Genomic DNA, 11,851 nt, shown 5'->3' on the forward strand with positions numbered 1-11,851 from the left:
CACGCCCTAGTTATTCAATAAATGTTTTTACTCCTCCATCGGGATTTAACAATAGGCGTATTCTTAGTTTTTTTGGTTGTTCTAAGGGAGAAATAAAAGCTTCGCCTCGAACGGGAATATTAGTTTTGCTTAAATATAATGCAGAGGCTTTCCCGATAGGAATTACTCGTTTTATCGAGCCATCTGAATTTAAATATAAGCGATATTCTAAACTCTGTTTTAAATCTTCTGGTGGTTGCCACCTTGATTGGAAATAAGCTTTTATTTCTTGCAATGAATTGGGCTTTGATGGGGCTTGATTAGGAACAAGATCATTGCTATTTTTTACTCTATTTAATTCTGCTGAAGAGTCTGCTAACGAGTTATCTGGCTGAGTTTTTTTTTCGGGAATAATTTCCGTAGTAATTGTAGTCGTAGATTCAGTCGGTTGTTCGATCGCGGGTTTTTCTTGACTCAAACCCGACTGACGAGTGACTTTTGGTAAAGGATAGTCAGCAGGATCGGGGATGTTTGGCTTTGGTTTGGGAGTATCTACCGCAGGTGGTGGTGGTAATCTTGTGGTAGATGATAGGGATTCGTTTATTCTAGGTTTGGACGATCCCTTTTTGGGGCTAGAAGGTGCTTGGGGTGCAACAATATCATCAAAGCGATCAAAATTCTCGGATGATTCTTGTTTGGGAGAGGAAGCAATGTTTTGCATTGGGGAAGATTTAAGCAAAATCGCCGTAATGCTAACAGCAACTAAAGCTACAGCAGCTATTCCTCCCCAAAGGGGAATTATTTTTTTGCGTTGAGTTTGTTTTAATTCGGGTAAAGCAGCAATTTGAGTATTATAGGCTTCTAATGCTGTGACTAAATCAAATAACTGTACTGTACTAAGAGTGATTTTATCTTCAGTACTATCGCTGTTTAAATTACCAAAATATAGTTCGCATTCTGTCAATCCTTTGGTTTGTAGATAAGGTATTTTCTTACTAAATTTTTTCTGAGATTGTGAAGATATCTTGGAGGTAAAAGAACTACATAAAAAATTAAGCATGTACCCATCTACTGCGGTTTTTAGTAATTCTAAATTCCAGCGATCGCCTGTAATAGTTACGTCTTTCAAACTGGGTAAGCGAGGATCGTCAAAGCTTAGTTTAAATTTAAAATCCTTGAGTATATCTTGCTTTGCCCAACGAGAAAGAATAGAATTTTTACCTTTTATTTCTAACGTGCAGGTAGGTGGGGTAAAACGATAAATTGTACTTGTCATTATTTTTATATATTTTTTTATAAATTGGGCTTTTGGGCTGAATCAAAAATAGCCATCCACAATAAACGATGACCATTTTTACCGCTATAAAATAAAAGACTAATCAATAAATTAAAAGCTAATTCAGATAGACTCTCTGATGAAACATTGGAAGCGATCGCGATTCTTTCTTGATAGTAATTAATAAAATTATCAAGATAATTACCTAGTAAAGAGGTTTGGTGAGGAGGAATTTTTTGTTCTGTTACTTGTTCCAAAAGACTAACAGCGCGACGTAATAATTCTTGGTGTTTGTTAGCTAAATGACAAATGATTAACACCAAGGATCTTGCTTCTTCTATATCTAATTTTTTTCTACCACCAGAGCTTTTTCGTTGAGGATTGGAAGATCTTAATCTCCATAAGGTTATGCGATCGCGCAATACCGATTCTAAGCCCAGATCTTTGGCTGCCACTAAAATTGTCTCGGAGCTAATATTACCAATCGCTTCTAAGGCTAATAAGATTAAATCTAGGTGAGATTTAATATTTTCTAACTGCTTGTCGTTAGTTAATTGAAGCGGGCTTAAATCTTGCCATTTTGATGAATCAGCATTAGTGTTGGTGGTCATTGGCACGGTCTTAATATTCTTACTAAGGTTATATCTTTACCTAAATATCATCAATATTTACCGATTAATACTGTTTCCAAATCCTGGTTGTTACCAGCATAATCGATCCTGTATAAAGCTTAATTTTTTATCTAAAATGACTTTTTATCTTTATGGTGCTGGCACATATTGTATTTTTCTAATCTACAGAATGTTTCAAGATAGCGAATGTTCCAAAACAGATTCTACTTCTTGGCTAATTATTGCGATCGCATCTCTATTCTGGATCTTAGTAATTCCTATATCTCTACTAGAATTACAAGCCAAAGCTAAAAATAAAAATACTTATAGTCTTCGAGAAGTAGATCGGCTAGAAAATAGCACTACTCCCCTGACAGATTCTTAAAAACAATCCATTCTCCAGCAACCTCGGCGATCGCTCCTCCCGGTAAACTAGAAGTACGACTTTTGTTAGGGGCGGTAACAAGACCAACAACAGCTTCGATTTGCCCAAAATTGGGCTGTTTTGACATGACTAAAGGAAGAAACTGACGAATAGCCCGACGTTGAATAGCTAGGGGCGCATTGCGTAACTCTGAGCGATTCAATTTATTACTCGAACGTGCTGTTTGTAATAGTTGTTGGGCTTTTTCTTCGAGATATTCTACATCTGCCTTCAACAACTCTGCGGTTTGAGCTAAAGAATTTTCTACTTGAGGGTTAAAATTATCTTGCAAATATGGAATTAAATCTTTGCGAATTCGATTGCGAGCATACTTATTATTCTCATTAACCACATCATGCCAAATAGGTAAATCAAATTGCTGGCAGAATTCTAAAGTTTCGTAACGATATATATTTAAAATAGGGCGAACTAAAGCAATTTCATCGGTTAAAAGACGTTTCCAGCTTAATGCAGCCAATCCGTCTGCTCCCGCACCGCGAATTAAATTATATAAAAAAGTTTCCGCGCGATCGCTCTTAGTATGTCCCGTAACAATATAGGGGAATTCTCTTTCTCGCGCAATTTCTACTAGGGCTTGATAACGCCATTTTCTAGCTGCTGCTTCTGTCTCATCGAGCATATTAGCTACTTTTAAATAATATGGCAGTTGCCAAGATCTTGCAACTGATGATACTCTTTCAGCAATTCCTACATCTGTTGACCACTGATGATCGCAATGAGCAATTGCAATTTGCCAATTCCATTTAGAACTCAAATCTAATAATAACTTACCCAAACAAAGAGAATCTTGTCCTCCAGATACTGCTACTAAAATCTTCGCTCCTGGTGGTAATAGAGATCTCCCGCAGCGTAATGTTTGATGTAATTTACTGTGTAGTGGCGTCCAATAAGTCATCGATTAACTATTAGTTATTAGTGGTCTTTACGTAATTTCACTGATCGAAAAGATAAATAAAATCTATATACTATATCTATATGAAGAAAGACTTAATAAAGGAATGAAGATTTAGTAAAGGAATTTACAATTAAAAAAATCATAAGTAATTATATATAAGTATATATAAGTAATAACTAGTACCGAGTAAATACTTTTGTATCTTCCGCGTCTAGTAAATATATTATTTAATTTTGCTACTAATTTAATTTAATTTATATGATTCGTATTTTACTAGTTGATGACCAAAAAATGGTTAGAGAAGCACTCAAAGTTGCTTTAGAACCAGAACAAGATCTAGAAATTGTGGGTACTGCTAGCAACGGTATTGCAGCTATCAAACAAGTAGAGCAACTTCAGCCAGATGTTGTAGTAATGAATATGGAAATGCCTGGTTTAGATGGAGCAGGTGCTACTCAACAAATTGCTAATCAATTTACTAAAACTAAAGTTTTAATTCTGACTTCCTACGATAGTGATGAATATGTTATCAAATCTTTAGCCATGGGGGCGAAAGGTTATCTTTTAAAAGATTCAGGTACTAAAGATATTGCAGGAGCGATTCGCAACATCAATAAAGGATATACTCAAATATCTCCAGGTTTATTAGACAAATTATTAGTTTATACTGACTCGGGGGTAGTTCTGAGTAAGATGCAGGGAACGGTATACCGCCGTTTACCAAACAATTCTCAACCCGATCGCAGTACTTTTAAACCTCAGCGTACTATTTCCAGTTTGCAGCTTATCTCTCGTCAGCAACAAGAAGAAATTGTCAAATTACGTCGCAATTTGGATAATAGCCAACAAGAACTACCCAAAATTAAAAAGAGTATTTCTACTATTAATAAATCTATGTGGGTAATGATATTAAGCTGGGTGGTATCTCTACCATTAGTTGTTTTTTGTTTGTACACTCTCTACAATAAAACTAATAGTATTAGAGCAAGCATGATTCCCAATGAAAGAATCGGTTTAAATGGTGAATTTAGCTTAAGTGGTATTGCGGAAAGAGTTGCTAAGGAATTCAAGCAAGATCCAGCTCTTGCAGGTATATCTACTATTTATATCGCCCAAGAAGATGATGCTATTATCCTTACAGGTAAGATATCAGATCCAGATCTTCTCAGACGCATGGAAAATTTGGCGATGGAAGTAACAGGAGTTAAAAAAGTATATAGCAGCCAGGTTGCGATCGGATCTAGAAGACAAAAGGATCTCTTAGAAGCCCAGAATTAACATATAGGAATCTACTTAAAATAGTTAACTGAAAAACTAGAGATTTTAATATGTTTAATCGGCAAAAATTTATTCAGTTAATATTACTTAGCTCGATCTTTAGCTTCTGTGTGACTTGCAAAATTGGGAATCAAAGTATTTCTACTTCCCTAAAAAACCTCCCCGATCGCCTATACATACCACCCCGCCAAGATTTTAGAATTGCTGTAATTAGCGATCTCAATAGTCAATATGGATCGACAGAATATGAGCCAGAAGTAAAACAAGCGATCGCTTTAATGTCTCAATGGCAACCCGATCTAGTTTTATGCGGTGGAGATGCGATCGCAGGACAAAAAGCTTCTCTGACTAAGTCACAGATTAATGCCATGTGGCAAGGATTCGATCGCTATATTGCTGCACCTCTACGACAGCAGCAGATACCCTTCGGCTTCACTATTGGCAATCACGATGGTTCGGGAGCAATCAAAGACAAAACCTTGGTATTTGCAGCAGAAAGAGAACTAGCTAAAGCTTACTGGAACGAGCATCAAGCAGAATTAGGCTTAGATTTTATAGATCGAACCAATTTTCCCTTCTATTATAGTTTTCAACAAAGTGGTATATTCTTTTTAGTATGGGACGCCTCTACCCACAAGATCTCAAAACAGCAACTAGAGTGGGTCAAGGAAACTTTAGATAGGGATCTCGCCCAACAAGCCAAAACTAGAATTGCCATCGGACACCTGCCTTTATATCCCGTTGCAGCAGCTAAAAACAAACCAGGGGAATATTTAGCAGGGGCAGAAGAATTGCGATCTCTCCTCGAACGAAATCAAGTAAAAGTTTATATTAGCGGACACCATCACGTTTATTATCCTGGTAAAAAAGGCGATTTAGAATTACTCCACGCGGGGGCATTAGGACAAGGCGCAAGACAGTTACTTGGCAGTGATTTGCTACCCTATCCTACTGTGACTATAATCGATATTGAAAAGGCTACATCTAAACTTACTTACACTACTTATAATGCCAAAACTTGGGAATTAATAACTTTAGAACAATTACCGCCTTCTATTACAGGAGAACATGGCACTATTTTAAGACAGGATTTATCAAGTAATAATTTCTAATTTTCTTGGGTATTTTCCCCAATCCAATTTAGATAAGCTGATGAACCAGCCAGCATCGGTAAAGCAATAATTTCTGGGACATCATAGCTGTGAAGTAGCTTAATTTGTTCGGCTAACTGAGGAAAGAGACTGAAGCGAGTTTTGATCGTTAATTGCCATTCGCGATCGCAGTTTATTTTTTCCGACCAAGTATAAAAAGAATCGATCACATTCATGTTGATGCAAGCGGCTAGTTTCTCTGTAAGTAATGTGTGGGCTATTTTTTTTCCTTCTGATTCAGAACTAACCGTAACCATCACCAAGCAATAGGAAGAGCCATCTTGTATGGTGGTCATAAATTTAATTAAGTAGAATCTACTTGCTGCTGTTTGAATTTATTTTACTAAGATCTTGTACGTCTTATATAAAAATTCAGTTTAATAATTAATAATCTAGGGGGATTGGTTTACAAATGATAATAATTCCTATTTGTGAATCGACTCTGTAAATAGCGAAAACTAATGTTGAGATTGGTTTTTCAGTCAAAATTTTTCTATCATGATCCTAGGGGGATAATTAATACCTATGACTGCACTGACTGAAAATACACCGCTACTAAAACAACCAGAACGCCTCGAAACCCGCCTCAAAGAGATTCCCCCCGAACCTGGGGTTTATTTTATGCGCTCGGGGAATGGAGATATCTTATATATTGGCAAGTCCAAAAAATTGCGATCGCGAGTCCGTTCTTATTTTAGAGATTCCCAGAAATTAAGCGATCGCATTGCTATGATGGTACGTCAGGTAACGGAAATTGAATTTATTGTTACCGACACCGAAGCAGAGGCTTTGGCATTAGAAGCAAACTTAATTAAAAAACACCAGCCTTACTATAATGTAATGCTCAAGGATGATAAAAAATATCCTTATGTGTGCATTACTTGGTCGGAAGACTATCCCCGTATTTTTATTACTCGCAAACGTAGGGCGACTAAAAAACGCGATCGCTATTATGGTCCTTATGTCGATACCAGTCTGTTGCGCTACACTCTTCATACAATCAAGGGAGTATTTCCTCTACGCCAGCGTCGCAAGCCTTTATTCAAAGATCGCCCCTGTCTCAACTACGATATAGGTAAATGCCCTGGGGTATGTCAGTCTTTAGTTACTCCCGAAGACTATAAGCAAATCGTTAATAAAGTGGCGATGGTATTCCAGGGTAGGACGGACGAACTAATAAACACTCTGCAATCTCAGATGGAGAAAGCAGGGGAGAGATTAGATTTTGAAAAAGCTGCCCAATATCGCGATCGAATTAAAGCCCTGTATAGCTTAAATGCCGATCAAAAAGTATCCCTACCCGATGATACCGTATCCCGCGATGCGATCGCTCTAGCTGCGGATGACAAACACTGTTGCATCCAGCTATTTCAAATTCGCGCGGGGAAACTCGTCGGGCGTCTGGGGTTCTTTGCTGATGCGGGTTTTGGTACCCCTGGGGCGATCTTGCAGAAGGTATTAGAAGAACACTATTCCACCGTTGAAGCCGTGGAAATTCCTACCGAAATACTGGTACAGCATGAATTACCAGAAGGGGAAATATTAACCCAGTGGTTGACCAAGGAAAAGGCGAAAAAAGTTACTTTAGTTAACCCCCAAAGACAGATCAAAGCCGAACTTATCGAAATGGTGGAACGCAATGCCAATTATGAATTAGAACGAACTCAACGAGTAAGCGATCGCAATAATACCGCATTGCAAGATTTAGCAGCTATTTTGGATTTACCAGAAGTACCCAAACGTATTGAAGGCTATGATATATCCCACATTCAGGGTTCAAACGCGGTCGCTTCTCAGGTAGTCTTTGTCGATGGTGTCCCCGCCAAACAACATTATCGTCATTATAAAATCAAAAACCCCGATGTTCAAATAGGTCATTCAGATGACTTTGCTAGTATGGCAGAAGTTATCGGTCGTCGTTTTCGTAGATATAAAAATCCTCTCCTCCAGTCCCTCAGCAACGAGGAGATGGGAGTGGAAAAAAGTCATGATTTTCCCGATTTGGTGATGATTGATGGTGGTAAGGGACAACTATCTGCTGTGGTTAAAGCATTGCAAGAAATGAACTTATTAGATGCAGTAAAAGTAGTCAGTCTGGCGAAAAAACGGGAAGAAATATTTTTACCAGGAGAATCCAAACCATTAGATACCGATCCAGAACAACCAGGGGTTCAATTATTAAGAGGAGTGCGAGATGAATCCCACCGTTTTGCCGTTAGCTTCCACCGCCAACAACGACTCAAAAGTAGTAGGCGATCGCGTTTGGAAGAGATTCCAGGTTTAGGTTTCCATCGTCAAAAACAACTCTTAGCTCACTTTCATTCGATTGACTATATCCGCGAAGCAGATGTGCAGAAGTTAACCGAAGTTTCGGGTATTGGCGAAGCTTTAGCAGGGGAGATTTATAATTACTTTCATCCGAATAACTAACAATTAATAGAAAAGAAAAATATACTTGAATGTTCAAACTCACTCCAAAAAAGCGATTATCTGCGATCGCTAAAACCTGCATTAACAAATAAGTTCCTACGCAGAATTAACTCTACCGCCGTATCCCCGATAATCTGGCGATACGGCGATCGCCACCTAAAATTAATACCTAAAATTAATTATTACGATTATTTATAGACAATAGAATTATGGACACAATATTCACAAAAAAATAACCAGATAAGCCGTAAAATAAACATCGTGTTAAGCTTAGAAGTTATATCTTCCATCTACCAAAAGTCGAGCGAGTATTGTTGAGGAGTTGTATTTCATGGATGTGTCTACCAGGGTCAACGGAGTTTTAAGTCCTGGTGCTTGTCTGGCAAGTGGCGAATACAGAATTGACCAACCACTTGGTCAGGGGGGTTTTGGGATTACTTATCAGGGATTAGATATTAGACTCAATCGTCCTGTAGCTGTGAAAGAGTTTTTCCCTGAGGGTTGCTGGCGAGAAGGTGCAACAGTTGTTTCTGCGGGAAGATGGAATTCTGATACTTATAGCAATGCCAAACAAAAGTTTCTTTTGGAAGGTCAAACATTAGGACAGTTCAATCATCCTGGTATCGTTCGAGTTTTCTACTATTTTGAGGAAAACAATACGGCATATATGGTGATGGAATATCTCCGCGGTAAGACTTTGGCAGAAATCCTCAAACAACGTAAAGGAAAGTTAGCCGAGGCAGAAGCTCTGGCATATATAGGACAGGTAGGAAAAGCTTTATCAGTATTGCACTCTTCGCAGTTTTTGCATCGAGATATTAAGCCCGACAATATTATGCTGGCAGATGATGGCAGGATTGTATTGATTGATTTTGGTGCAGCCAGAGACTTTACTACTAATAGCACGACTAGATATACAACTATGTTGACCCCAGGCTATGCTCCTTTAGAACAATATGGGCGCGCCTTAAAATACGGGGCTTTTACTGATATTTATGCTCTTGGTTCAACTTTATATCATTTATTGACAGGCAAAGCTCCAGTATCGGCAATCGAACGAGCAGCAGGAGTCGAATTAAAAACCGTCAGACAGCTAAATCCTCGGGTTAGTAGCTGGGTTAGCGATGCAATCGATTTAGCAATGATTATGGATGTCAATGAGAGATTGCAATCGGTCGCAGAATTTTTAGACTTGCTTCATTTAGATTCAACTGAGCTACCAACTCCAGATATTACAGACGTTGCTCCTGGTTTTTGTAGTTCGGCAACCGATCCTTGGAATGTTTTTGGACGAGGGACGACTAACTCTCGTCCCCAGTCTTCTAATAATAGTAACAAGGGATGGTTCTAAATAAATGAAACTCCAAGATATTAAAATAACCATGCTGGGGACTACGGGGGCGGGCAAAACTAGTTATTTGCTAGGAATGTATGCCATCATGCAAACGGGAGTTCAAGGATTTACCCTATCGGCAAAAGATATGGATTTGGATCTAGAATTGACCGAGAGATGGGAAAAGCTAATTTCGGTGACAGGGGAAGATCGTTGGCCGACTCCCAATGCAGCAGCAATGGAACGCTATAGCTTTGACTTTAGTTATGGTTTTCGCCCCCTGATGGGATTTGAATGGCTGGACTATCGGGGTTTGGCATTAAGCGATCGCTCTACCGAGCAAGATGTCATTGATTTGGTTCAATATATATCAGAATCCCAATGTCTATTTTTGTGCATTTCTGGGGAATATTTGATCGAATCGATCACTCCCAATACAGTGCGAGAAATAAAAAGCGATCGCATGAATCAGTTTATTCAACAATATATCAGCATGAATAAACAACCAACCAACCTAGATCCTTTTCCCGTAGCAATTGTGATTACCAAATACGATCTTTGTCATCATCGCGATCGGGATGAAATTATTGCCGATGTCCAAAAATTGTTCCAAGCTTTATTTACCCCTAATACGGGTTGGCTGACTATGATTTGTCCTGTTAGTTTGGGTCGAGAATTGTGCAACGATTTGGATAATGCCAATATTGTCCCTGTTAACCTTCATTTACCCGTAGTTTTTGCTGTATACGCTCAGTTAAGGGCTTGTGGAATTAAGCTCAAAGCCCAACGCGATCGCTTAACCAATTCTATCGGTACAATCAAACAAACTAATCCTCTATTTCAGCTATTAAAAAACGCGGAATTAAATCGATATACTACTGAATTAGAAACTTGTGCGACTGAAATCCTGACTGTGGAAGAAAATATGAAACTACTATCTCAAGAATTGCAGCAGGTTTCTCTTTATTTTAGTGGTAGTGAGGTAACGGCAGATGTCTAAACAAGATTGGGCAGCAATTGTTTATGGACGTAGTTATCATCTAGATTTTCGCTTTATTACTATTCCCTATGACTTCACTGCTAAAGAAATTGCCTGGGTATTGCCTTACATCATAGCGACAACCCAGAAAGCAAGAAATCTTTCTACTTATCCTCGTTGGTCGTTATTTAAAAATAATTCTCATTGCGTAGTGGGTGTTACCTGCATGGTGCGAGATTTAATTGGTAGATTGGGTGAAGATTTAATTGAGGTCATGGCAAAAGACGACCGAGGTAGACCTTTATATGTTTTTGTTGGTTATGTCACTAAGTTAAATCGAAATAGAAAGCTAATCGAATATCCTGCTTATACGGGGAATTATTTAACAAGTTTTAAACCTCTTTATCAAGAAATTGAAAAAGTATGGTTGGCAAGAGATTATGACGATCGCAAACCTTGTCTGAGTGAATACAAGGCTCTGAATAATACTATGGAAACGATCGATAATTCTTTTTATATTCATCAAATTTCGCGATTTAATCATCAAACAAAATATCCCGAAAAAACTTTCGTATGGCAAAATTTAACGCCTAAAAATTACCAACTATGGCTAGCATCTAGCCAGTGTGTAGAATCAACTTCTGTCTGTTTGGATATTCAAGGAAAATATTTAATAGATAGTCCTTTTTTAAACCAAACTGTGAGCGATGCTGAAAATTTTGCTGTATGCCAGCGTATTAATCGTCAAGAAGAAATTAGCTTGAAAGCATCCAAAAATAATAAATCTCTCTCCTTTAAAGAAAAAATTTCAACTAAAGCTAAAGAAGATATCGATCTGACTCTACAACAAGCAGCTAAAGTAACATCAGCAAGCCAAGAAATAATTGGCAATCTAACTTATAGATCAAATTCTGGTAAAAATACCCTAGAAAAACCCAACTCTTCGAGAAAAGAGCGAGATAATTTTGGATTTAAAGTCAAAAAAAATCCTCTGCCATCAAAAAAGCAAGATTGGTTTTAGCAAATTGCTACAAAACCAAAAGGATGCCCCGCAGAACACCCTTTTTATTAAAAATAGTTTTTAAAAAATCGAATTTAACTTTAACTTTAAATGCCAGCAGTATTATAAATAGTTAGCTGGCTTAATTGATAACCTTATTTATATAAATAATAATAAACCTGACTTAATACCTCCTGCTACGATCGCGATCACTTTTTAATTAATTAATTTAATTATCACCAGCAAAACAAAAAGAATGTCCCGTAGAACACCCTTTTTATTAAAAATCTGTGGGGGCGACAACTAGCTCAAAAAGCAAACTGTATAAGAGAGATAGCCCTCATACCTTTTAAATAATAAGGCATTTTGTGGGGTGATAATTGAAGTAATTGTAAAACGATATCTTGAAAAAATAGGCAAAAAAAAATGCCCCCCAAGAAATGGAGAGCATTTTTTTCATCTAAATCTTAGATA

General features: G+C 37.8%; 11 protein-coding genes. 7 read left to right on the top strand and 4 right to left on the bottom strand.

The window, feature by feature from the left end; translation table 11 throughout:
• Window positions 1-10: 10 nt before the first annotated feature.
• Both I4641_RS16680 and I4641_RS16685 read right to left on the bottom strand, forming a co-directional pair.
• On the bottom strand, window positions 11-1,255 hold the full coding sequence (locus tag I4641_RS16680; RefSeq protein WP_229641712.1) for a DUF4335 domain-containing protein: 1,245 nt from the start codon (window positions 1,253-1,255) through the stop codon (window positions 11-13).
• 17 nt (window positions 1,256-1,272) lie between these two features.
• Window positions 1,273-1,872: a DUF3038 domain-containing protein gene (locus tag I4641_RS16685; protein WP_439655357.1), complete on the bottom strand. Its 600-nt coding sequence runs from the start codon at window positions 1,870-1,872 to the stop codon at window positions 1,273-1,275.
• Window positions 1,873-2,056: 184 nt separating this feature from the next.
• On the opposite strand from I4641_RS16685, the gene I4641_RS16690 reads away from it, so the two are divergent.
• On the top strand, window positions 2,057-2,251 hold the full coding sequence (locus tag I4641_RS16690) for a hypothetical protein (protein WP_229641714.1): 195 nt from the start codon (window positions 2,057-2,059) through the stop codon (window positions 2,249-2,251).
• Here the strand turns inward: I4641_RS16690 and tilS are convergent.
• A complete protein-coding gene (tilS, locus tag I4641_RS16695; RefSeq protein ID WP_229641715.1) occupies window positions 2,229-3,206 on the bottom strand; it encodes a tRNA lysidine(34) synthetase TilS in 978 nt (325 codons plus the stop codon). The two genes, I4641_RS16690 and tilS, sit on opposite strands and share 23 nt — an antisense overlap.
• A 258-nt stretch (window positions 3,207-3,464) precedes the next feature.
• Here tilS and I4641_RS16700 point away from each other — a divergent pair, with 258 nt between their 5' ends.
• Both I4641_RS16700 and I4641_RS16705 read left to right on the top strand, forming a co-directional pair.
• Window positions 3,465-4,484, top strand: coding sequence for a response regulator (locus tag I4641_RS16700; RefSeq protein WP_229641716.1), 1,020 nt, complete (start codon window positions 3,465-3,467; stop codon window positions 4,482-4,484).
• 50 nt (window positions 4,485-4,534) lie between these two features.
• Window positions 4,535-5,596, top strand: a complete 1,062-nt coding sequence (locus I4641_RS16705) for a metallophosphoesterase family protein (RefSeq protein ID WP_229641717.1) — start codon at window positions 4,535-4,537, stop codon at window positions 5,594-5,596.
• Here the strand turns inward: I4641_RS16705 and cutA are convergent.
• Entirely contained in the window at window positions 5,593-5,931 is a 339-nt protein-coding gene (gene cutA, locus I4641_RS16710) for a divalent-cation tolerance protein CutA (protein ID WP_229641718.1), read from the bottom strand. The genes I4641_RS16705 and cutA overlap by 4 nt on opposite strands.
• Window positions 5,932-6,160: 229 nt before the next feature.
• On the opposite strand from cutA, the gene uvrC reads away from it, so the two are divergent.
• The 4 genes from uvrC (at window position 6,161) to I4641_RS16730 (ending at window position 11,398) form a co-directional block, all read left to right on the top strand.
• Window positions 6,161-8,065, top strand: a complete 1,905-nt coding sequence (uvrC, locus tag I4641_RS16715) for an excinuclease ABC subunit UvrC (RefSeq protein WP_229641719.1) — start codon at window positions 6,161-6,163, stop codon at window positions 8,063-8,065.
• Between the two features lie 331 nt (window positions 8,066-8,396).
• Window positions 8,397-9,416 carry a serine/threonine protein kinase gene (locus I4641_RS16720; RefSeq protein ID WP_229641720.1) on the top strand — a complete coding sequence of 340 codons (1,020 nt, stop codon included), beginning with the start codon at window positions 8,397-8,399 and terminating at the stop codon, window positions 9,414-9,416.
• A 4-nt stretch (window positions 9,417-9,420) separates the two neighbouring features.
• Entirely contained in the window at window positions 9,421-10,398 is a 978-nt protein-coding gene (locus I4641_RS16725; protein ID WP_229641721.1) for a hypothetical protein, read from the top strand.
• The gene (locus tag I4641_RS16730; protein WP_229641722.1) at window positions 10,391-11,398 is read left to right on the top strand and encodes a hypothetical protein; all 1,008 of its coding nucleotides are present in this window, start codon (window positions 10,391-10,393) and stop codon (window positions 11,396-11,398) included. Before I4641_RS16725 ends, I4641_RS16730 begins: the two co-directional genes overlap by 8 nt.
• Window positions 11,399-11,851 lie beyond the last annotated feature (453 nt).

It is taken from the genome of Waterburya agarophytonicola KI4 (assembly GCF_020640915.1).
GTDB lineage: Bacteria > Cyanobacteriota > Cyanobacteriia > Cyanobacteriales > Xenococcaceae > Waterburya > Waterburya agarophytonicola.

Bases quoted from the DNA above. Each gene is read 5' to 3' on its own strand.
- I4641_RS16680 (WP_229641712.1), bottom strand. From the start codon at position 1,255: ATGACAAGTACAATTTATCGTTTTACCCCACCTACCTGCACGTTAGAA.
- I4641_RS16690 (WP_229641714.1), top strand. From the start codon at position 2,057: ATGTTTCAAGATAGCGAATGTTCCAAAACAGATTCTACTTCTTGGCTA.
- tilS (WP_229641715.1), bottom strand. From the start codon at position 3,206: ATGACTTATTGGACGCCACTACACAGTAAATTACATCAAACATTACGC.
- I4641_RS16700 (WP_229641716.1), top strand. From the start codon at position 3,465: ATGATTCGTATTTTACTAGTTGATGACCAAAAAATGGTTAGAGAAGCA.
- I4641_RS16705 (WP_229641717.1), top strand. From the start codon at position 4,535: ATGTTTAATCGGCAAAAATTTATTCAGTTAATATTACTTAGCTCGATC.
- cutA (WP_229641718.1), bottom strand. From the start codon at position 5,931: ATGACCACCATACAAGATGGCTCTTCCTATTGCTTGGTGATGGTTACG.
- uvrC (WP_229641719.1), top strand. From the start codon at position 6,161: ATGACTGCACTGACTGAAAATACACCGCTACTAAAACAACCAGAACGC.
- I4641_RS16720 (WP_229641720.1), top strand. From the start codon at position 8,397: ATGGATGTGTCTACCAGGGTCAACGGAGTTTTAAGTCCTGGTGCTTGT.
- I4641_RS16725 (WP_229641721.1), top strand. From the start codon at position 9,421: ATGAAACTCCAAGATATTAAAATAACCATGCTGGGGACTACGGGGGCG.
- I4641_RS16730 (WP_229641722.1), top strand. From the start codon at position 10,391: ATGTCTAAACAAGATTGGGCAGCAATTGTTTATGGACGTAGTTATCAT.